This window comes from Ruegeria sp. AF5 (assembly GCF_056541905.1).
In genome coordinates this window covers 498398-519971 of the sequence record NZ_JBQFYZ010000001.1, presented here as the reverse complement: position 1 = coordinate 519971, position 21574 = coordinate 498398, and the positions used below count along the sequence as shown (strand labels likewise).

Below are 21574 nucleotides of genomic sequence, written 5' to 3'. Positions count from 1 at the left end.
TCGGTATTAGTGGGGATTGCCTGCTTTCAACGGGCCTTTTAGTCATAGGCTGAAAGGCCCGAAATGTTTTGGGGCAGGGGAGGATGACAATGGTGCAGGCAACCGCATTGCCAAGGAATGAAGCTGGTATTGAAACCGTCATAAGCATTCTCAAGCAGCGCTTTGGCGACAGGTTGCAAACGGGTGCCGCTGTCCGTGAACAACATGGGCACACCACGACCTGGATCGAAAACCAAAGCCCCGATGCCGTGGTTTTCCCGCATTCGACGCAGGATGTTTCGGACATCGTCAAAACCTGCGCGGCGCACCGGGTGCCAGTGATCCCGTTCGGAACAGGAACATCACTGGAAGGGCATGTAAATGCGCCGGCGGGGGGCGTCTCGGTCGATCTGACACAAATGGATAGTGTGCTTGCAGTTCATGCCCAGGATCTGGATTGTGTCGTGCAGCCCGGTGTCACGCGCGAAGCGTTGAATACCCATCTGCGCGATCTGGGCCTGTTCTTTCCGATTGATCCCGGGGCGAATGCGTCGCTGGGTGGAATGGCTGCCACTCGCGCGTCGGGCACCAATGCGGTGCGCTATGGGACGATGAAGGACAACGTTCTCAGCCTTGAAGCCGTGATGCCAGACGGTCAGATCATCCGTACCGGGCACCGGGCCAAGAAATCTTCGGCCGGCTATGATCTGGCCCGTCTTCTGATCGGGGCGGAAGGCACGCTGGGAATCATCACCGAGCTGACATTGCGGTTGCAGGGTATCCCCGAAGCGATCAGTTCGGCCCGGTGTTCCTTTCCGACTGTCGATGCCGCGTGCCGTGCGGTGATGATGACGATTCAGTATGGCATCCCGGTTGCCCGGATCGAGTTGCTGGACGAGTTGTCGGTTCAGGCCGCCAACGCCTATTCCGGGCTGAGTCTGCCGGATACACCGTTGTTGTTGCTGGAGTTTCACGGCTCGGAAAGCGGTGCCACAGAGCAGGCTGAAACCTTTGGCCAGATCGCCGAAGAGTTTGGCGGCGCGGATTTTGCAGCGACTTCGACCACCGAAGAACGGAACAAACTTTGGCAGGCACGGCACGATATGTATTGGGCGTGTCTGCAACTGCGCCCCGGTGCGCGGGGCATCTCGACCGATGTCTGTGTACCGATCTCGCGTCTGGCCGAATGTGTGACCGAGACCCAGAAGAAAGCTGCCGGCCTCGGCTTGCTGGCCCCAATCGTGGGTCATGTTGGGGACGGCAATTTCCATACGCTGCTGCTGATCGACATGGAAAACGTTGAAGAAGTTGCCAAGGCCGAGGCGTTTGTCGGCTGGCTGAACGACATGGCAATATCCATGGAAGGCACATGTACCGGTGAACATGGCATCGGGCAGGGAAAGCGACCGTATCTGAACAGGGAACTGGGTGCTGCCACGCGGTACATGGCTGCGATCAAGGCCGCACTGGACCCAGACAACATCATGAATCCCGGCAAGATCTTGTCGGACGACACGTAGCCATATTCACCCCCTGGTCCGTATTTGCGCCCTCAAAACGTCCACATGTCATGGTTTCAAAGGGTTGATGACAGAGGATGGTCGACATGAGCGTAAAATATCTGGCGGGGTTTGTAGCCATCTGCGGGTTGGCCGTTGTAGGGCTGGACTATGTTCAGCAAGCCAAAGCATCGGAAAGTGGTTTGGGCGTGAAAGAATATCTTGCCTCGGTCTCCTCGCGTGTCGGTCTTTCTGACGGCTGGTTCACGGCAGAGGCGCAGCCTTCGCCATCACAGGAACCGGCGGTGAAGAATCCCTCGGAAGAAAGTGGCAAATTAGTTTGCGTCTCGGTCGGAACAAGCAAACGTTGCCGTTCCGGTGGTTGAGGGCAGCGGTCCAACGAATGAATTGCGACCCGCTTTCGATATTCGGGTCGTTTTTTTCATATCACTGGTCGGATGAATGTCGCGCTTTCCCCCTTAAGTGCGCCATATGGTGTCAACTGATTTCAAGGGGAGACGCCCGGTTATGAAAACCCAAGTCAAAGCATTGGTCGTAGGCGGCGGCGCCGTCGGGACCTCGATTGCCTATCATCTGGCCAAAGCGGGCTGGGACGATGTGATGTTGATCGAACGGGACGAACTGACGTCCGGGTCCACCTGGCACGCCGCGGGCCTGTTGCCGCTGTTCAACATGTCCTATGCGACGACCCATATCCACAAGTATTCGGTGGATTTCTACAAGACGCTTGAGGAAGAAACCGGCCTGAATGCAGGCTTCGCGGTTGTGGGCAACCTGCGCATGGCACAGACGCAAGAGCGTATGGACGAATACATGCTCTATGCCTCGACCGCCGAAACCTGTGATGTGAAATACGAATGGCTGACCCCGGACCAGATCAAGGAACGCTGGCCGCTGATCGAGACATCGGATCTGAAGGGCGCGATCTATCACACCGAGGACGGTTATATTAACCCTGCCGACGTGACCCAAGCGATGGCCAAGGGGGCCCGTCAGCGTGGCGTCGAAATCGTGCGCAAGATGCAGGCTGACGCCTTCCATTGGAACGGCACGCACTGGGAAGTGACCTGCACCAAGATGGTCGAAAAGGGCGGCAACCTGGTGCCTTCCGACGAGCAGGTCGTAATCACCGCCGAACATGTTGTGACCGCGTCGGGCAACCACGCGCAGCGCACTGCCAAGATGCTGGGCATCAAAATGCCTGCAATCCCGGTCGAACACACCTTTATCGTCATGGACAAAGACCCCGAGTTGGTCAAATGGCGCGAAGCAGGCAACCCAGAGCACCCCGTTGTCCGCGATGCCGACAACGAATCCTATGCACGTGAAGAACGCGGTGGCTGGATTCTTGGTATCTACGAACACGGCGCCCCTGCGCAGTTCGAATTCGGCGTTCCGGACAGCTTCCGCGCCGACCTGTTCCCGCTGGATCTGGACCGGATCGCCGAGCAGTACATGGCAATGGCCGAGCGCGTGCCGTCCTGTGCCGAATCCGGCCTGAAGGATGATTTCAACGGCCCGATCTGCTATACACCGGATGGCAACCCGCTGGTTGGTCCGGCTCCGGGTTTGCGCAACATGTGGCTGGCTGAGGGTTTCAGCTTTGGCATCACCGCTGCGGGCGGCACCGGCTATTATCTGGCACAGATGATGGTCGATGGCGAAGCCGAGATCGACATGGCATCGCTGGACCCTAAGCGTTACAGCAGCAACTGGATGACCACCGAGTTCGCGGCACGCAAGAATGAAGAATGCTACGAGCATGTCTACATCCTGCACCACCCGGATGAAGAGCGTGAAGCCTGCCGTCCGCTACGGACCGTTCCGGCCTATGATCGCCAGAAAGCCCGCGGTGCTCAATTCGGCTGGGTGAATGGCTGGGAACGCCCGAACTATTACGGCCCGCTGGACGCGCCCGAGAATTTCGACAAGGAAGCACGCTCGTTCCGCCGTGGCGGCTGGTGGCAATATGCCGTCGAAGAGGCCAAAGCGATCCGCGAAGGCGTTGGCCTGATCGACGCATCGGCCTTCACCAAGCATGTTGTCAAAGGCCCCGGTGCCACGCAGTTCCTGGATTGGTTCACCTGCAACAAGCTGCCCAAGGTCGGTCGTATCAACCTGACCTACGCGCTGACCTCGAATGGCACCACCCGCACCGAATACACCATCGTCCGCAATGGCGAGAACAACTACTACATCGTCTCTGCCGGTGCATGGACTGAGTACGACGCCGACTACCTGCGTAAAGCGGCCGAGGACAAGATGGCGGAGTTCGGTTACATCGAAATCCAGGACGTGACCACGCAATGGGGCGTCTTCGCCATCGCCGGACCCAAGTCGCGTGACGTTCTGAAAGAAGTCATCAAGGACGCCGATCCGGAAACCGCACTGTCCAACAAGCGCTTCCCTTGGCTGTCGGCCCGTCAGATCGAACTGGGCATGTGCCCCGTGAACGCGATCCGCGTGGCCTATACCGGTGAGCTGGGCTGGGAACTGCACCATCCGATCGAGATGCAGAACTACCTGTTCGACCTGCTGGAAAAAGCCGGTGAAAAGCACGGCATGAAACTGGTTGGTGCCCGTGCCCAGAACTGGCTGCGTCAGGAGAAGTCCTATCGCGCCTTTGGCACCGAACTGGGCCGCGATGCGACCCCGCTGGAAGCCGACCTGCCGCGCTTTGTCGACCTGTCCAAGGACTTCCACGGCAAGGCCAAGCTGGAAGAGACCGGTGTGCGCGTCAAGTGCTGCACCTTGCTGATCGACGGTCCGGCCGATGCTGACCCGTGGGGCCGCGAGGCGCTGTATACGCCGGAAGGCGAGCGTGTAGGTCGACTGACCTCGGGCGGCTATTCTGTCGCGTTCGAGAAGTCGATCGGCATGGGCTATGTGAAGCCTGATCTGGCGGTCGAAGGCACCAAGCTGAAGGTCAAGATGCAGGACAAGTTGTGGGATGCTGTCGTGACATGCGACAGCCCCTATGATCCGAAAAACGAAACCATCCGCAAGGACGGCTGATCAATCTAAGGCCCCGGAATTTCCGGGGCCTTTTCTGTTGGTTACGCGGATAGTTCGTCGAAACATTCCAACGCCTTGGCAGCATACATCATGGCTGGTCCACCACCCATCTGAATAGCCATACCCAAAACGTCGGACACCTCTTCGCGCGTTGCGCCCGCTTTGACCAACGCATCGGTGTGCAGAGTAATGCAGGGCTCGCAGCGGAGCGACACCGACATGCCCAACGCAATAAATTCCTTGGTTTTATAGTCGAGCGTTCCGCCTTCCTTCACTGCCTTCCCAAGCGCGCCGAATGCGCGCGAAGTGTCGGGAATGGCCCCGTTGAGGTTGCGCAAACTGGTGCGCGTCGCCGAGAGCTTTTCTTGCCAAGCCATATTGAGTGCCTTTTTCATATAAGATAACGGGAATATGTGCGGGCAGTGGTAATTTGACTTTGATCTCGATCAGTTGGCCGGGCGCTCGGAAACAAATGCAAGGTTATTTGCGGGCATGTCGATGGTTTTCAGCACGCGCAACCCTACGTCCTGAAACAGGCCAAGCATATCTTCGTCATTCTTGTATCCAATGTGTGGATCTTGCCCGATCAGAGCCTCGTGAAACCTTTTGTCCCCGTCGCTTGTCAATTGGCCCGAGCGTTTGAATGGGCCGTACAAAACGAACCTCCCGTTTTCAGTCAGGGACTGAGCGATTTCGGCGAAAATGGTTCTGGTGTCCTGCCAACTGATCAAATGTATCAGGTTGATCAAGACGATCAGGTCCTGCGAAGGAAAGCGGGTATGCCAGCCCGAATTCGTTGCGTCCAGATGTTCGGCGCCTGCCACGTTGGGTAAGGCGCTGGCATAGGCGTCGATGCTATTGCGGCGCTCAGGGTCAGGTTCGGTGGGATGCCACGTCAGATCGGGCAGCAAATCAGCAAATCCACAGACATGCTGACCGGTTCCGCTTGCAATCTCCAGCGCGTGCCCGCGGCGCGGTGCCCAGTCTTGTAGCAACGCACAAAGCGCATCCAAGTTTCGCGTCGCTGCCGGGGCCACCAGTTTTCCATCCTCACCCGCGTTGGCGACACTCGCAGAGGGCGGTAGATTGCGTTTTATCATCTGTCCAACCTGTTTGGGGTCAGCGATTTGACGCTGTCTGGATCCAGCACCGGCGTGTTTCCAACGACCAGATCACACAACAACTGCGAAGCTGCCGGTGCTGTTTGGAAACCATACCCGCCTTGACCCGCAGACCAGATGAACGATGGATCAATCGGGTCAGGCCCAAGCACCAAGGTTCCATCTGGTGCGAAACTGCGCAATCCTGCCCAGTTTGTTTCGACGCGTGTTACTGGTTCGGTCATCAGTTCTTCATAGCGCGCCAGACCTTCGGCCAGCACCATATCGTCGGCATAGGCGTCCTGAGGTGGTACCGGGTCGGCTTCGGCAGGCGAAACAAGCAGCTTGCCCGCGTCCGGTTTGGCGTACCATGTTTCACCCGTGCCCAGCATCATGGGCCATCCGGATACATCATGGCCCCCGGGGGCGGGCAGCCGCGCCATTGATCGGCGGCGAGGAGTGATGCCGATAGGTGGTATCCCGGCAAGCATGGCGATCTCGTCCACCCATGCACCGGTCGCATTCACCAAATTGCGGGCTTCGAAGATTTGCCCGGCCTCGACCAGCCAATGCCGCTCTTTTCGAATACCGGTTACTTTGCTTTTCGTTGCAACGGTTCCTCCGTTCTGGCGAATGGCCCGCGCGAAGTCTTGCAACAGGCGATCGGTATCGATGTCAAACGCAGCTTCACTGATAGCCGCGAAACCCACCTTGGCCGGGTTCAGGATCGGAACGCTCGAAACCGCCTGATCGATGGGAATTCTTTCCATGTTCAGATCCTTGCGGTCGGCTTCGAAAACCACGCTTTGGTCAAACGAACCGATCAACATCAGTCCGCGCCGTGTCAGGTACCCACCGTTCTGTGTGTGCAGGAACGCGGTCCCAGCCGTGTTCAGCGCCACCACGGATGGCGGACCATAGCTTTGCTCAAACAGGGCTGCCGAGCGACCCGACGCGTGATACCCCAAGGCGTCTTCGGCCTCCAAAACCATCACGGTTCCATGTTCCGACAAGCGCGCGCCCGCACTCAACCCGGCAATTCCGCCCCCGATGACGAGGAAATCGATCATTATTTGTGTTCCTTCCGCAGCAGGTTCGCCACAAGTTTTCTGGGTTTCATTTAGCTCTCTGGGTCAAGCACTTGGCATTTCGAAGAATCTCCAAAATATATGCAGCCTTGAATTTGGGCTTCAACCCGTTCAAAGAAGTATCAAAACGAACAGGAGGGCAAGGTGACCGCAGCAGATCTTCATCCAATGGCCACTGGGCACATTCCCCGATATATCGTCGCAGCTGACGGAAGCGATTACCTTTTTTCGGCTATGGTCGTCTTCTTTGTCATTCTCGTGGTGCTGATCGGTGTTGGGTACCTGACGCTTCATTCGGTTCCGGAAAAAATGGCGCACGAGAACAACCATCCGCAATTTCAGTTGGTGGGCATTCTGGCACTGCTGGCCCTGTTTACACATAACGGGATATTCTGGATTGCCGCCGTACTGGTCGCAGGGTTTCAGTTTCCGGATTTCGCCTCCCCGCTTAGAAACATCGCCGATGCCATTCGTTCTCTTGGAGGTGCAAGTGCTCCGGAACCGGTGCCCGAGGCACCTGCTCCAACCCCTGGCGTTTCAGAAGTCACCGACGTGCAGGAGCAAAACACATGATTGAGACCCTGCTTTGCGCCCTGATCACGGTGCTGCCCGATTATCTGTTCCGCCGGTTTGTTCAGGGCAAACGTATCGGTCACGAGATCACCCTTTTCACCATGTGGTACGAATTGCGCTGGGGCCTTACGACCTGTGCCATTCTGGCGCTGACGGTAATCACCACGCTGTTCTATTTTCACCCAGCCAGTAAAACCGCAGCGTCCTATTTTCGAACCGTGACGATCCTGCCGCAACTTGGCGGTCGCGTTTCGGAAATATTCGTCAAGAATAACGAGTTGGTAACCGCTGGTCAGCCGATTTTCAGGATCGAAGATTTCAGCCAGGCAGCACAGGTTCAGGCGGCAAATGCACAGATCGCACAGGTTCAGGCCTCGCTGCGTGTGGCTGAAACTGATCTGGCCGAGGCTGATGCCGGTATTGCCGGTGCCAAGGCGGCTTTGGCGCAGTCCTTGGACGATCTTGAAAGAAATACGACCCTGCGTGACCAAGGTTCAAGCGCTGTCCGGCTGACCGAGATTGAGCGGTTGGAAAACCTTGTTGCCGAGCGTGAGGCGCAGGTTGTTGCGGCCGAATCCAGACGTGCGGCAGTTGAACAGCAGATCGAGGAGCTGATCCCCGCGCAACTGGCCAGTGCCATAGCACAGCTGGACGCCGCGCAAACCGAGTTGGACAAAACACTGATTGTCGCCGGTGTTACCGGACGGGTCGAGCAGTTTAGCCTGCAAGTCGGTGATTACGTGAGCCCCTTGTTGCGTCCTGCTGGCATCCTCGTTCCATCGCATACCGGACATGACCGTTTTCAGGCGGCTTTCAACCAGCTGTCTGCTCAGGTGATCAAGCCAGGTATGATCGGTGAGTTGGGCTGCATGACCAAGCCTTTCACCGTTATCCCCACTGTGGTGGTCGAGGTGCAGGATGTCATACCGTCCGGCCAGATCCGTCCATCAGATGAATTGCGGGATGTACAGAACAATACTAATCCCGGATCAATTCTGGTCTTTATGGAGCCGCTGTATAAAGGTATGGCCGATGACATTCCTCCAGGCAGCAACTGTCTGGCCAATGTCTACACCGACAACCATGACCGTCTGGAACACGAGGATTTGGGCTTTTGGCAAGCTGCTTTCCTGCATGTGGTTGACACAATTGGCGTGGTCCATGCGGCAGGTTTGCGTTTGCGCCTGATCCTGATGCCGGTCAACACTCTGGTACTGACCGGGCATTGATCCGGCACCAGTAGAACAGTTCTTAAAGCGCCCGGCAGGTTCCTTGCCGGGCGCTTGCGTTCTTACAGTGCTGCTTTGAACAGCTGTGTCAGGTTTTCTTTGGTCAACTCAATCGGGTTCCCGCCGCATGAAGGGTCGATGATTGCGCCTTCGACGAGGGTTGGGATTGAGGTTTCGGTCACGCCGAGGTCTGCCAGCTTTCGCGGGATACCAAGGCTGTCGTTGAATTCCTGCACAAAGGCGCGGAAGCCATCGAACCCGCCTTTGATGCCCAGATAGGCGGCAGCGTTCTGGAACCGGTCGGCGATGGCGGGGGCGTTAAAGTCCAGCACGGCAGGCATACAGACCGCGTTTGTGGTGCCGTGATGAGTGTTAAAGTGCGCGCCAACCGGGTGGCTCATGGCGTGGATCGCACCCAGTCCCTTCTGGAACGCGGTCGCGCCCATGGCCGCCGCGCTCATCATCTGGGCGCGGGCCTCAATGTCGTTGCCATCTGCGTAGGCGCGCGGCAGATAGTCTTTCACCAAACGCATACCTTCCAGTGCGATGCCCTGGCTCATCGGGTGATAAAGCGGGCTCGAATAGGCTTCGACGCAATGCGCGAAGGCGTCCAGACCGGTGCCTGCGGTGATGAATTTGGGCATCCCAACCGTCAGTTCCGGATCGCAGATCACCACCGTCGGCAGGACCTTGGGGTGGAAGATGATCTTCTTGGCGTGGGTCTCGGAATTGGTGATGACACTGGCACGACCAACCTCGGACCCGGTCCCCGCAGTCGTTGGAACCGCAATGATCGGCGCGATTGCATCCGCGTCGGCGCGGGTCCACCAGTCGCCGATATCCTCAAAGTCCCATACCGGGCGCGTCTGGCCGCACATGAAGGCGACCATCTTGCCCAGATCCAGCCCCGAGCCGCCGCCAAAGGCAATCACACCATCGTGCCCACCGGCCTTGTATGCCGCAACGCCTGCGTCGAGGTTTTTCTCATTTGGGTTTGGGTCCACATCACTGAATAGACCGCGGCCCAGACCAGCCGCCTCCATGATATCCAGCGTCGCCGATGTGATCGGCAGATCGGCCAACCCTTTGTCCGTGACCAGCAGAGGTTTCTTCATCACGGCTGCGGCACAGGCTGCGGGCAGTTCCTTGATGCGCCCGGCACCAAATTTGATTGCGGTCGGATAGGACCAGTTTCCAACAAGTGACATGTCAGGTTTCCTTTGTGATTTGAGACCTGCTCGGGTGAGGGGGTCAGCCCCGAGCAGGCCGTCGTCCTTAGCCCGTGACCTTCTTCAGGTGGTAGGATTTTGGACGGGTGAGATTGTGATAGCCGATGACCGAAAGACCACCGCCGCGTCCGGTATTCTTGCAACCGGTCCAGCACAGCCCAGGATCCAGATAGTCGGCCCGGTTCATAAAGACGGTGCCGGTCTCGATCTGGTCGCCCACACGCGCCGCTCGGTCCACATCGCGGGTCCAAAGGCTGGCAGTCAGGCCAAATTCGCTGTCATTCATCAGCGCGATGGCCTCGGCATCCGAGGACACTTTCATGATGCCCACCACCGGGCCAAAGCTTTCGTCCCGCATCACCCGCATATCATGGGTGACATTGGTCAGGATCTGTGGCGTGAGATATGCGCCGCCGTCATCCTCGGGGAAGGCTTCAATATGCGCGACCGCACCGGCCTCAACCGCTTCGGCAATCTGCGCGCGCACCTCGTCAGCGAAACGCACATTGGCCATCGGACCAATAGTTGTTTCGGCGTCCAGCGGATTGCCCAGTTTGTAGCCTTTCACGATCTCAACGGCCTTGGCGACAAAGTCATCATACAGGCTTTCGTGAACGTAAATCCGCTCGATCCCACAGCAACACTGGCCCGAATTGAACATCGCGCCGTCGATCAACGTATCGACCGCCGCGTCCAGATCGGCGTCGTCCATGACATAACCCGGATCCTTGCCGCCCAGTTCGGTGCCCACGCCCGTAAAGGTCCCCGCCGCCGCACGCTCCATGGCCTGACCGCCACCGACCGAACCGGTGAAGTTCACAAAATCGAACGCGTTACCCGCGATTAGGTCATTGGTCACGTCGTGGCTGAGGAACACGTTCTGGAACACGTCTTCGGGCACCCCCGCCGAATGGAACGCCTGCGCCATCCGCTCACCAACCAACAAAGTCTGGGTTGCGTGCTTCAGAACAACCGTGTTGCCCGCGATCAGCGCGGGCGCCACCGTGTTGATCGCCGTCATGTAAGGATAGTTCCAAGGGGCAACTACAAAGACCACCCCATGCGGAATACGTTTGATATAGCGTTTGAAGGTTTCATCCTCGCCCACGGCAATATCGGCCAGTGACGTCTCGGCGATCTTTGCCATATGGCTGGCACGTTCGTTGAAGCCACCAAACTCGCCGCCATAGCGCACCGGGCGGCCCATCATATGCGCGAGTTCCGGAACGATCTCATCATTCATCGCGCCGACAGCCGCGACGCCCGCCATCACCAGATCAATCCGCTCCTGCAACGGACGCGCTGCCCATCCGGCCTGCGCCGCCCGCGCACGGTCAGCAATTTCAAACGCAGCATCCCGAGACAGTACTTCTCGTTCGGCAAATACCGATCCATCGATCGGCGAGACACATTGCAACATCTGCCCCATAGTCACTCCATCTCTAAAGAGAGCAGGATCCCTGCTTCATCTGGCCATAAATATCCCGGGGTGCGCGAGGGGCCGGCCCCTCGCTTCCTCCATCTCAAGCCCGCTCAAACCCGCGGGCAATTTCCCAATCGGTTACCACGCGTTCGAATTCCTCGATTTCGACCTCAGCCGCGCGGGTATAGTGATCGACAACGTCATCGCCCATGGCCGCGCGCAGCATCTGTGATCCGTGCAAAGCGTTGCGTGCATCCTTCAAAGTACCCGGGATCTTTCCCGTCTCTCCCTGATAGACATCGCCTTTGGTCGGCGGCTGCAACTCCAGCCCTTCTTCGATCCCCGCGATCCCGGCCGCCAGCATCCCTGCAATCGCCAGATAAGGGTTCATGTCCGATCCCGGAATACGGCACTCGACCCGTATCGCCTTGGTGCCATCCCCGCACAGGCGGTACCCTGCCGTACGGTTGTCTACCGACCAGATGATCCGCGTCGGCGCAAAGGTGCCCTTCATGAACCGCTTGTAGCTGTTGATGTACGGCGCCATGAAATACGTGTAATCAGCGGCGTATTTCAGCAGGCCGGCCATATAGCTTTTCATCAGCGCCGACATGCCCAGTTCATCCCCGGCATCATAGAAGGCAGGTTTGCCATCCGCCCAAAGCGACTGATGCACGTGCGACGAGCTGCCAACCCTTTCATGATGCCATTTCGGCAGGAAGGTCGCCGCATGACCCTGCTGCCAGGCGATCTCTTTCACCGCGTTCTTGGCGATCGAGTGATACTCTGCCGTGTCCATCGCAGGCGCGTATTTGATATTCAGTTCTTCCTGTCCGGCCTCGGCTTCACCTTTGGTGTTCTCGACCGGAATACCCGCATCCCACAGGTGGTTCCGGATCGGACGCATCACATGCTCTTCCTTGGTGGTCTGCAGAATGTGATAATCTTCGTTATACCCCGAGATCGGCTCCAAATCGCCGAACCCTTCCTTGCGGATCGCATCAAAGCTTTTCGCGAACAGGAAGAATTCCAGCTCGGTGGCGCACATCGCCTCATACCCCATCGCCTTCAGGCGGTTCACCTGCTTTTTCAGGATCGAGCGCGGCGCATGTGGCACTTCCTCATGGGTGTGGTGATCCAGCATATCGCACATCACCATCGCGGTGCCCTCCAGCCAGGGCACCGGGCGCAATGTGCTCAGGTCTGGCTTCATCACATAGTCGCCATAACCCCGCTCCCAACTGGTCGAGGCATACCCATCCGGCGTCGCCATCTCGAGATCCGTGGCCAGCAGGTAATTACAGCAATGGGTCTCTTCCCACGCGCCAGCCACAAAATGACCTGCATGAAAACGCTTGCCCATCAACCGACCCTGCATGTCAACCATGCAAACCAATACAGTGTCGATCGCGCCGTCTGCGACAAGCGATTTCAGGGTTTCGAAAGTCAGAGTTGCGGTCATGAAACAAACCTCATGCGTTGAGTAGGGGCGCCGCATGACAGCGCCCCTGTTTTGATATCAATCGAAAGTGTAAGGAGCGCCGGCCTGGTTGATGACCGAGTTGTACTCACGGAAGATGCCAACGATCTTCTGGTGAATTTCGCCTTCCTGTGCGACCTCGTCCCAGAATTCGATAGCGGCATTTTCCACTTCTTTCCATTCTGCCGCCGGAACCTGTCGCAACTGCAGTTTGTCGCCATTCGCGCGTAAGGCCGCTTCGCCGCCCCAATACCACTGGTTACGATAGGTGTGGCCTGCTTCGACACCTGCCATCACAACCGATTTCAGGTGGTCAGGCAACTCGGCCCAGCGTTCCTGGTTTGCAAACCAGGATCCGATCCACGCGCCTGAGATGTTGTTGGTCAGGAAATAGTCGGTCACATTGGCCCAGCCAACAGTGTAATCTTCAGTGATGCCCGACCAGGCCATTCCGTCCAACTCACCGGTTTGTACCGCCACTTCCGCGTCTTCGTAAGGGATATTGACCGGCACAACACCAAACTTGGCCAGGAAACGCCCGGCCGTCGGGAAGGTATAGAGCTTCAGCCCATCCAGGTCGCCAAGGCTCTTGATTTCCTTTTTGGTGTTGAAGTTGCAGGGGTCCTGACCCGCTGCCGACAGCCACGTCACGCCAACCTTCTCATATTCCGAGCGCCAGATATCAGCCAGACCGTACTGGTTGAACAGCACCGGAACGTCCAGAATATGCTTGGTGGCGAAGGGGAAATAACCACCGAACTGACGCAGCGGAGTAGGCGAAGCCATGGAATCGTCGTCTGAATGCACACCGTCAATCGTGCCGCGTTGCAGGGCCTGGAACAGTTCACCTGTCGGAACGATCTGGTCCGCATAGAACAGTTCGATCTCAAGTTCGCCATTGGCATTGGCGTTGATGTAATCGATGGCTGGCTTGGTCACATGTTCGCCCAATGCGCCACCGGCATAGGTCTGGAACCGCCACTTGATGGCGGATTGCGCTTTGACGATCGCAGGAGAGGCCAATGTGGCGGCCCCCGCCAGACCGGCGGAACTTAGAAATCTGCGTCTTGTAGTCATTGTCTTTCTCCTCTGTTTAGTCTTGCTGAACTTCGCCCCTTGCCGGGGTCTTGTGACTTAATTTCCATAGACATAATTCGGCAGCCAAAGCGCGATTTCAGGAAAGATGATGATTATGGCCAAGGCGCAGACCATCACCAGAACAAAAGGAACGATCGAACTGTAGATATCGCGCAGCGATATTTCCGGCGGGGCCATCGCGCGCATCAGGAACAGATTATAGCCGAATGGCGGCGTCATATAAGCGATCTGCGTGGTGATCGTATAAAGCACGCCGTACCAGATAAGATCAAAGCCAAGCGCACCCACCAGCGGAACGTAAAGCGGCGCGACGATAACCAGCATGGCAGTATCGTCCAGAAACGTGCCCATCAGGATAAAGCTGAGCTGCATGAGAACCAGGATCATCCAAGGGGAAAGACCCAGTTTTTCGGTGAACAGGCTTTCGATTGCCTTGACCGCACCCAACCCGTCGAAGACAGCGCCAAAAGCCAGAGCCGCCAGAATGATCCACATGAACATACACGAGATGCCCAGGGTGTGCCGAATTGAATTCTCGAAAACCGTGCGTGTCAGCCGCCCTTTCAGAAAGGCAGCCAGCATGGCCGTAGTGGCGCCGATGGCGGAGGATTCCACCAACGAAGTCCAGCCGTTAACAAAAGGGACCATCATCACCATGAAAATGCCCAAGGGTAACAATCCGGCTTGCAACAGCAGCAGCTTTTCTCGCAACGGAATGTCGCGGTCTTCCGCGGGCAGGACCGGGCCGAGCGACGGGTTGATGCGGCAGCGGATGACAATGTAGATGATGAACATGGCCGCCATCATCAGCCCGGGTATCACTCCGGCAAGCCATAGCTGGCCAACGGGTTGCCGCGCGATCATGGCATAAAGAACCAGAACAACGGATGGTGGCACCAGAATCCCAAGGGATGATCCGGCCTGAATGACGCCGGTCACCATGCGCTTGTCATAGTTCCGGCGCAGCAGTTCCGGCAAGGCGATCGTAGCGCCGATTGCCATTCCTGCAACGGACAGCCCGTTCATTGCCGAGATCAGAACCATCAGCCCGATGGTTCCGACAGCCAGACCACCGGACAAGCCGCCCATCCAGACATGGAACATCTTGTAAAGGTCATCTGCGATCCGACTTTCGGAAAGGATGTATCCCATGAAGATGAACATGGGCAGTGTCAGCAGCGGGTACCACTTCATGACCTTGATCGCAGCGGCAAAACCCAGATCGTAGCCGCCCCGATCCCCCCATAGGAACAAGGCCGAAACCACAGCGACACAGCCGATTGCACCAAAGACGCGCTGGCCGGTCAGCATCATAAGCATCATTGATGCGAACATCAGCAAGGCAATCATCTCGTATGACATCAGATTACCTCACGCGGGATATCGTCGCCGCACAGGCGCAGAATATCTTTGAACAATTCTGATATGGCTTGCAGCAGCATCAGGAAGATACCGATAACCATGATCAGCTTGACCGGCCAAAGGTAGGGTCGCCAGATGGTCGCGCTGCGCTCACCACCATATTGGAAGGAATACATCAGGCTGTCCCACCCGCCCCACAGCAAGATGACCAGATAAACGATCAGGAATACGACTGTGAAGGCATCCGTCCAGGCCTTGCGGCGATGAGACCATTCGCCATAAAGCAGGTCCATTCGCACGTTTGACCCCATCTGGATCGAATAAGGGCCACCAAGCATGTAGTAGGCCACCATGGCGAACTGAGCCATCTCGAGCGTCCAGAGCGACGGCACGAAAAAGGTTTTCGAGACCGAAGACCAGAACAGAATACCCATCATGACGAATATGCCGTACATGACGACGCGCCCGATCCAGCGGTTCGTTCGATCAATGACCGCCACGTAGCCCCGCAAGAACTTCATCTCGATACCCCAGCTCTCATTGTTTCGCCTCTGTGTGCGAATACGCATCAATTACCGTTTGCAGGATCGGCGTCAGGATCCCGGCAATGCGGTCGACTCCCGTTGGAGTGTCGATGAGATCGTTTCGAACCTCGACCATGACATTCGGAAGCCCCCGACTGATCGCATGTTCCTGCAATGTATGCGTGACGCCATCCGTGGCAGAGTAAGGTTCGTTCAACGCGGCTTTCAGACCCGAGCCCTTGGCACAGCGCAGCATAAGTTGGGCCGCCCTGTCGTCTTCGTCATGAAGAATGCCCAGTTCGACTGATCGGGTCTTTCCATTGTAGACGGGCGTGAAGCTGTGCATCGTGACTACGACAGGCGGCCGCTCCCGTGCGTCCAGAGTAGACGACAACAGTTGTTTGAACGGCTCATAAACCTCGCGGATCCTTTGGGCACGTTGAGCGTCCGTCAGGCTTTCGTTGCCGGGGATGGAAAACACTTCGCTTACCTGCGGCATTGCATCTGCACGTTCAGGTGAGCGGTTGCAGTCGTAAACAAGTCGGCTGATGCAGGAATGAACCAGCGGCGCGTCCAAGGCCTTCGTCAGTTCGACCGAAAGCGCCAATGCGCCAATATCCCATGCTGCATGAGACAATGCTGCGTCCTCAGTCAGGCCCAATCCGTTCAATGACGCTGGGATGAATCGGCTAGCATGTTCGCATACCAAAACGCACTGCGCCCGGCCGTTGGCATTCTGCGCGCGGGCTGCTGGAGCTTCGGTTGGTAGTAGCATTGGTGTCTCGGAATCGTGGTGCATAAGAAGCATTTGTTACAGCAACCTCAGACCTGTCAAGAAAATTACTGTAGACAAAATTACAAACAATCATATCCTGTAAAAAATTTGAGAAATGAAGGTGCCGATGGCCACCGTTGCGAAACTTGTCAAACAGCGGATACAGGAAGAGCTTGACGATCTGACACGGTCAGAACGGCAGCTGGCCTCGGTACTTTTGCAGGATTATCCAATGACCGGCTTGCAATCGATCACCAAGCTGGCCGCTGCCGCGCAGGTCTCGACCCCGACGGTCATACGTATGGCACGCAAGCTGGGTTTCGACGGTTTTCCCGCCCTGCAGGACGCCCTGCGAGAAGAGGTGGCGGCACAGATCAAAAAGCCGATCTCGAAACGGGATGCCTGGGTTGTGGATGACGCGGCGGAGCATCCCACAACGCGGTTTGCGCAGGCTGTTTGGACAAATATGCGCCACACGCTGGAACGTCTGGACAAAGAGATGTTCGACACCGTTGCCCAGCTTCTGGCAAATACGGATCGCCATCTTTACGTCGTGGGCGGGCGTATCACGCGTTCAAATGCGGACTATCTGTTCAATCACATGCAGATTATTCGACCCAATGTGACGATGCTGGGCAATTCGGCAAACGTTTGGCCGCAGTACCTGCTTGATATGGATGAAACCTCGGTTCTGGTGATTTTTGATATCCGCCGATACGAGGCCTATCTCGAGAAATTGGCGCAGGTCGCATCAAGCCGCGGTGTGACGGTTATCCTGTTCACCGACCAATGGGGATCACCGATAGGCAAGACCGCCAACTACACCTTTCACGCACTGGTCGAGGCGCCATCCAGCTGGGATTCAACAATAGCGCTACAGCTGATATCGGAGACCCTGATCGCTGAAGTGCAAGAGGCACGGTGGGAAGAAAGCAAGGAACGCATCGAGGAACTTGAGCGGTTTTTCTCCTCGACGCGGATATTCCGCAGTCACGATTGAAGGCCGTACATCCACCGGGAAATATCACGGTTTTGGTCGCGCGAATTTTCACACTTCCCGCTTGACGCGCCCCGGCGCATGACTTAACCAGCGCAAACCATTTGCGGGTATAGCTTAATGGTAAAGCCCCTGCCTTCCAAGCAGGCTATGTCGGTTCGATTCCGTCTACCCGCTCCAATCCCCACTGATTTCTGCGTCAAATGGCCCTTATGGTTGGCTGTTTCTGGCAGGAATGCTTGACCGGAACGGCGGCTGGGGCCAAGAAAGCGTTCACTTTGTAGCGTTCAATACACAAGGGCCGGACATGGCAAGACAGACCGCCAATAAACCAGCACAATCAGCGGCTCCTGGCGCTAGCGAAGAGCGGGCCCGCTCAAGGAAGATCGGGGTGCTGCGGTCGCTCTGGCCTTTCATGAAACCCTACAGGCTATTGATGATCGGGGCGACACTGGCGCTGATCCTGACAGCCAGCATGACGCTGACCCTGCCATTGGCCGTGCGACGCGTTGTCGACAATTTCCGCATTCAGGACGGTGAATTGCTGGACTGGTACTTTTTGGCAGCGTTGGGCATTGCCGCTGTTCTGGCTGCGGGAACCGGTATCAGATATGCGTTGGTCACACGGTTGGGGGAACGTGTGGTTGCTGACATCCGCAAGGCTGTATTTGATCGTGTGATCGGCATGAGCCCCGAATTCTACGAACGCATCATGACCGGTGAAGTGTTGAGCAGGATCACCACCGACACGACACTCATCCAATCGGTTCTTGGCTCATCCGTTTCCATCGCGCTGCGCAATATGCTGATGTTTATCGGCGGGCTGGTTCTGATGCTGTTGACCTCGGCCAAGCTGACCGGGCTTGTCTTGCTGCTTATCCCCGTGGTGGTGGTGCCGATATTGATTCTGGGTCGGCGTTTGCGCGTTATCAGCCGTGAAAACCAGGATTGGATCGCTGCGTCATCCGGAAACGCGGGCGAGGCATTGGGGGCGGTGCAGACCGTGCAGGCCTTTACCCACGAACAGGCCAGCCGCCAGCAATTCGATGAGATGACCGAGATGTCCTACACCGTTTCGCTGCGTCGGATTCAGACGCGTGCGGTGCTGACGGTGATTGTGATATTTCTGGTATTTTCAGGCATCGTTGGCGTTCTGTGGATGGGTGCAAATGACGTACGCAACGGTGTGATGACCGAGGGCGTTCTGATTCAATTCGTGATCTACTCGATTATAATGGCGGGTTCAGTCGCGGCCTTGTCCGAGATTTGGAGCGAGCTTCAGCGCGCCGCCGGAGCCACCGAGCGACTTGTTGAGTTGCTGAATGCCGAAGATACGGTATCGGACCCGGCCAAACCCGCTCCTTTGCCAAAGGACGTCCGGGGCGAAATCCGGTTCGAAGATGTCAGTTTTCGCTATCCAGCGCGCCCCGATACAATCGCGCTGGATCACTTGTCGCTTCAGGTAAACCCGGGCGAGACCGTTGCCTTTGTCGGACCGTCAGGGGCGGGCAAGACGACGATCATTCAATTGATTCAACGGTTCTATGACCCAAATTCGGGCCGGGTGATGTTGGATGGCCATGATCTGCGGGAACTGGATCGCACAGATTTCCGAAAGTACATGTCATTGGTGCCGCAGGATCCAGTGATCTTTGCCGCCTCAGCCCGCGAAAACATTCGTTTCGGTCGTCTGGACGCAACGGATGCCGAAGTAGAAGCCGCAGCCCGTGCCGCCATCGCACATGATTTCATTGCCGTATTGCCCGATGGGTATGACAGTTTTGTCGGCGAACGCGGTGTCATGCTGTCGGGTGGGCAAAAACAGCGTATCGCAATCGCCCGCGCCATTTTACGCGACGCACCCGTGCTGCTGCTGGACGAGGCGACCTCGGCTCTTGATGCGGAGAGTGAACGTGCGGTGCAGGGCGCCGTGGATCAGATGCGTGCCGGCCGCACGACCCTGATTGTTGCGCACAGATTGGCGACCGTAAAGAAAGCCGACCGTATTGTCGTGCTAGAAGAAGGCCGTATCGTGGCGCAGGGCAGCCATGATGATCTGGTGTCCCAAGATGGGCTATATGCGCGCCTTGCACGACTGCAGTTCACAGATGGCGTTGCGGCAGAATAGGAGTGACGCGCGGGCATTTGTCAATTCGCCGTAGCGTCATTCTACATTTTACCCCCTTTGAAGGCTAAGGCCTCGCTTGCGCGAGGGTTGTTTTGCTTCCATCTTGGTTGCGAACAACAAGCTCGTGCAAAAACACGGGAGAAAAACGGGAGGAACCACATGGCCTTTGTGGGATTGGAAGACAAGACGCGCATGGAACAGGAAATGTCGTGGGAGGATCGGGATCTGCCTGTCACCTTCCATCAGCTCCTGTCGCGCACGGCGGGGAAGTTCCCAAACCACAATGCCATCAGTTTTCAGCTTTTTTCTGGCCCCAATGACAAAGCCGAAACCCTGACCTGGTCTGAACTTCTGGGCAAGGTCAATCAGGCAGCAAACCTGTTCCGCTCGCTGGGTGTCGGTGAAAAAGACGTGGTGGCCTATGTGCTGCCAAACTGTAACGAAACACTGATTACCATGATGGGCGGTGCAGTTGCGGGGATTGTGAACCCGATCAATCCGCTGCTGGAGCCCGAGCAGATTGCGGCGATCCTGCGTGAGACAGGCGCCAAAGTGGTTGTTACATTGAAGTCTTTCCCGAAAACGGATGTTGCCCAGAAGGTGGAAGAGGCGGTGCGCCACGCGCCCAAGGTCAACACAATTCTGGAAATTGACCTGAACCGGTACCTGACACCTCCCAAATCGTGGCTGGTTCCCTTCCTGCGCCCCAAGATGGGCGAAAAGGAAAAGCTGGCGCATGCGGATTACAAAAACTTCAACAAGGAACTTGCCAAGCAACCGACGACGCTGACATTCGAGGACAGCAAGGACGATCGCGTTGCTTGTTTCTTCCACACTGGTGGGACCACCGGGATGCCCAAGGTGGCGCAGCATAAATACTCGGGTCTGATCTACAACGGCTGGCTGGGCAACACGCTGTTGTTTGACGAGAATGACGTCATCATGTGCCCGCTGCCGATGTTCCACGTCTTTGCTGTGCATGTGATCGTGATGGCCGCCGTTTCGTCAGGTGCGCATGTAATTTTCCCGACACCCGCGGGTTATCGCGGTGACGGTGTGTTCGACAATTTCTGGAAGCTGATCGAGCGCTGGAAAGTGAGCTTTATCATCACTGTTCCAACCGCGATATCAGCCAAGATGCAACGCCCGGTGGACGCAGATATCTCAAGTGTGAAAACCGCCTTTTCGGGTTCAGCGCCGCTGCCGGTGGAGTTGTTCCGCCGCTTCGAAGAGGCGACGGGCGTCACCATCGTCGAAGGCTACGGCCTGACCGAGGCCACCTGTCTGGTCTCATGCAACCCCGTGGATGGCGAGAAAAAGATCGGTTCGATCGGTATTCCGTTCCCCTATACGGATGTCAAAATCCTGCTGGATGGACCGGATGGGCCGACAGAGTGCGGTACTGATCAGATTGGTGAGATCTGCATCTCGAACCCCGGTGTGTACGCAGGCAACACGTATACTGAGGCCGACAAGAACATTGGTCTTTATCACTTTGACAAATACCTGCGTACGGGCGATCTGGGGCGGTTTGACGAAGACGGCTACCTTTGGATCACCGGTCGCGCCAAGGACCTGATCATTCGCGGTGGTCACAATATCGATCCTGCTGAAATCGAAGAGGCGCTGCTGGGTCACAATGCAGTTGCCTTCGCGGGGGCGATCGGTCAGCCGGACGTGCATTCGGGCGAAGTGCCCTGTGCCTTTGTTGAATTGGTTGATGGGGCGTCGGTCACTGAAAATGAGCTGCTGGAATATTGCAAAGTTCACGTGCATGAGCGAGCCGCACAACCCAAGCATATAACCATTCTTGACGAGTTGCCGAAAACTGCGGTCGGCAAGGTGTTCAAGCCGGACCTGCGCAAACACGCCATCACCCGCATCTACAATGGTGCTCTTGACGCTGCGGGTCTTGCTGCGCGGGTTGTTCTGGTGATCGACGATAAAAAGCGTGGCCTTGTCGCGCAGCTTGACGCGAACGGATCTTCGGAAGACGATGTCGCGAAAGTCCTGGGCGCATTTACCCGGCCCTGGGAGTGGTCCAAATAAGCCGG

18 protein-coding genes and 1 tRNA gene are annotated in these 21574 nt (G+C 56.9%); 9 read left to right on the top strand and 10 right to left on the bottom strand.

Features of this window, described 5'->3' with window-relative positions; all coding sequences use genetic code 11:
• Positions 1 to 89 precede the first annotated feature (89 nt).
• The 3 genes from ACR0DS_RS02570 to ACR0DS_RS02560 all read left to right on the top strand — a co-directional run bounded on the left by ACR0DS_RS02570 (position 90) and on the right by ACR0DS_RS02560 (position 4514).
• A complete protein-coding gene (locus tag ACR0DS_RS02570; protein ID WP_480557683.1) occupies positions 90 to 1499 on the top strand; it encodes an FAD-binding oxidoreductase in 1410 nt (469 codons plus the stop codon).
• 86 nt (positions 1500 to 1585) lie between these two features.
• On the top strand, positions 1586 to 1864 hold the full coding sequence (locus ACR0DS_RS02565) for a hypothetical protein (protein WP_480482071.1): 279 nt from the start codon (positions 1586 to 1588) through the stop codon (positions 1862 to 1864).
• Positions 1865 to 2006: 142 nt separating this feature from the next.
• A complete protein-coding gene (locus ACR0DS_RS02560; protein ID WP_480486434.1) occupies positions 2007 to 4514 on the top strand; it encodes a GcvT family protein in 2508 nt (835 codons plus the stop codon).
• A 41-nt stretch (positions 4515 to 4555) separates the two neighbouring features.
• Here ACR0DS_RS02560 and ACR0DS_RS02555 read toward each other — a convergent pair whose 3' ends face one another.
• The 3 genes from ACR0DS_RS02555 to ACR0DS_RS02545 all read right to left on the bottom strand — a co-directional run bounded on the left by ACR0DS_RS02555 (position 4556) and on the right by ACR0DS_RS02545 (position 6684).
• Positions 4556 to 4891, bottom strand: a complete 336-nt coding sequence (locus ACR0DS_RS02555; RefSeq protein ID WP_209504659.1) for a carboxymuconolactone decarboxylase family protein — start codon at positions 4889 to 4891, stop codon at positions 4556 to 4558.
• Positions 4892 to 4960: 69 nt separating this feature from the next.
• Positions 4961 to 5614 carry a DUF938 domain-containing protein gene (locus tag ACR0DS_RS02550; RefSeq protein ID WP_480537375.1) on the bottom strand — a complete coding sequence of 218 codons (654 nt, stop codon included), beginning with the start codon at positions 5612 to 5614 and terminating at the stop codon, positions 4961 to 4963.
• A complete protein-coding gene (locus ACR0DS_RS02545; RefSeq protein ID WP_480482063.1) occupies positions 5611 to 6684 on the bottom strand; it encodes an NAD(P)/FAD-dependent oxidoreductase in 1074 nt (357 codons plus the stop codon). The genes ACR0DS_RS02550 and ACR0DS_RS02545 overlap by 4 nt, the downstream gene beginning before the upstream one ends.
• Positions 6685 to 6846: 162 nt before the next feature.
• On the opposite strand from ACR0DS_RS02545, the gene ACR0DS_RS02540 reads away from it, so the two are divergent.
• A complete protein-coding gene (locus ACR0DS_RS02540) occupies positions 6847 to 7275 on the top strand; it encodes a hypothetical protein (protein WP_480482061.1) in 429 nt (142 codons plus the stop codon).
• Positions 7272 to 8504 carry an HlyD family secretion protein gene (locus ACR0DS_RS02535; RefSeq protein WP_480506169.1) on the top strand — a complete coding sequence of 411 codons (1233 nt, stop codon included), beginning with the start codon at positions 7272 to 7274 and terminating at the stop codon, positions 8502 to 8504. Before ACR0DS_RS02540 ends, ACR0DS_RS02535 begins: the two co-directional genes overlap by 4 nt.
• A gap of 62 nt (positions 8505 to 8566) precedes the next feature.
• Here the strand turns inward: ACR0DS_RS02535 and ACR0DS_RS02530 are convergent, their stop codons facing one another.
• The 7 genes from ACR0DS_RS02530 to ACR0DS_RS02500 all read right to left on the bottom strand — a co-directional run bounded on the left by ACR0DS_RS02530 (position 8567) and on the right by ACR0DS_RS02500 (position 16395).
• Positions 8567 to 9712, bottom strand: coding sequence for an iron-containing alcohol dehydrogenase (locus tag ACR0DS_RS02530; RefSeq protein WP_480557681.1), 1146 nt, complete (start codon positions 9710 to 9712; stop codon positions 8567 to 8569).
• Between the two features lie 67 nt (positions 9713 to 9779).
• Positions 9780 to 11162 carry an aldehyde dehydrogenase family protein gene (locus ACR0DS_RS02525; protein ID WP_480506173.1) on the bottom strand — a complete coding sequence of 461 codons (1383 nt, stop codon included), beginning with the start codon at positions 11160 to 11162 and terminating at the stop codon, positions 9780 to 9782.
• Between the two features lie 94 nt (positions 11163 to 11256).
• Positions 11257 to 12618: a glutamine synthetase family protein gene (locus tag ACR0DS_RS02520; protein ID WP_480557679.1), complete on the bottom strand. Its 1362-nt coding sequence runs from the start codon at positions 12616 to 12618 to the stop codon at positions 11257 to 11259.
• Between the two features lie 57 nt (positions 12619 to 12675).
• Positions 12676 to 13713 carry a TRAP transporter substrate-binding protein gene (locus ACR0DS_RS02515; protein ID WP_209504652.1) on the bottom strand — a complete coding sequence of 346 codons (1038 nt, stop codon included), beginning with the start codon at positions 13711 to 13713 and terminating at the stop codon, positions 12676 to 12678.
• A gap of 57 nt (positions 13714 to 13770) precedes the next feature.
• The gene (locus ACR0DS_RS02510; RefSeq protein WP_267367377.1) at positions 13771 to 15096 is read right to left on the bottom strand and encodes a TRAP transporter large permease; all 1326 of its coding nucleotides are present in this window, start codon (positions 15094 to 15096) and stop codon (positions 13771 to 13773) included.
• Complete coding sequence (locus tag ACR0DS_RS02505; protein WP_480482052.1) at positions 15096 to 15617, bottom strand: TRAP transporter small permease subunit; 522 nt, start codon at positions 15615 to 15617, stop codon at positions 15096 to 15098. Before ACR0DS_RS02505 ends, ACR0DS_RS02510 begins: the two co-directional genes overlap by 1 nt.
• Before the next feature lie 16 nt (positions 15618 to 15633).
• Positions 15634 to 16395, bottom strand: a complete 762-nt coding sequence (locus ACR0DS_RS02500) for an N-formylglutamate amidohydrolase (protein WP_480482050.1) — start codon at positions 16393 to 16395, stop codon at positions 15634 to 15636.
• A gap of 115 nt (positions 16396 to 16510) precedes the next feature.
• Here ACR0DS_RS02500 and ACR0DS_RS02495 point away from each other — a divergent pair, with 115 nt between their 5' ends.
• From ACR0DS_RS02495 to ACR0DS_RS02480, 4 genes are all read left to right on the top strand, one after another.
• Complete coding sequence (locus tag ACR0DS_RS02495) at positions 16511 to 17395, top strand: MurR/RpiR family transcriptional regulator (RefSeq protein ID WP_480514517.1); 885 nt, start codon at positions 16511 to 16513, stop codon at positions 17393 to 17395.
• 103 nt (positions 17396 to 17498) lie between these two features.
• Positions 17499 to 17572 (top strand) — tRNA-Gly (locus ACR0DS_RS02490).
• A 127-nt stretch (positions 17573 to 17699) separates the two neighbouring features.
• Positions 17700 to 19520, top strand: coding sequence for an ABC transporter transmembrane domain-containing protein (locus ACR0DS_RS02485; protein ID WP_480486422.1), 1821 nt, complete (start codon positions 17700 to 17702; stop codon positions 19518 to 19520).
• Positions 19521 to 19679: 159 nt separating this feature from the next.
• Positions 19680 to 21569 carry an acyl-CoA synthetase gene (locus ACR0DS_RS02480; protein ID WP_480557677.1) on the top strand — a complete coding sequence of 630 codons (1890 nt, stop codon included), beginning with the start codon at positions 19680 to 19682 and terminating at the stop codon, positions 21567 to 21569.
• Positions 21570 to 21574: the final 5 nt, after the last annotated feature.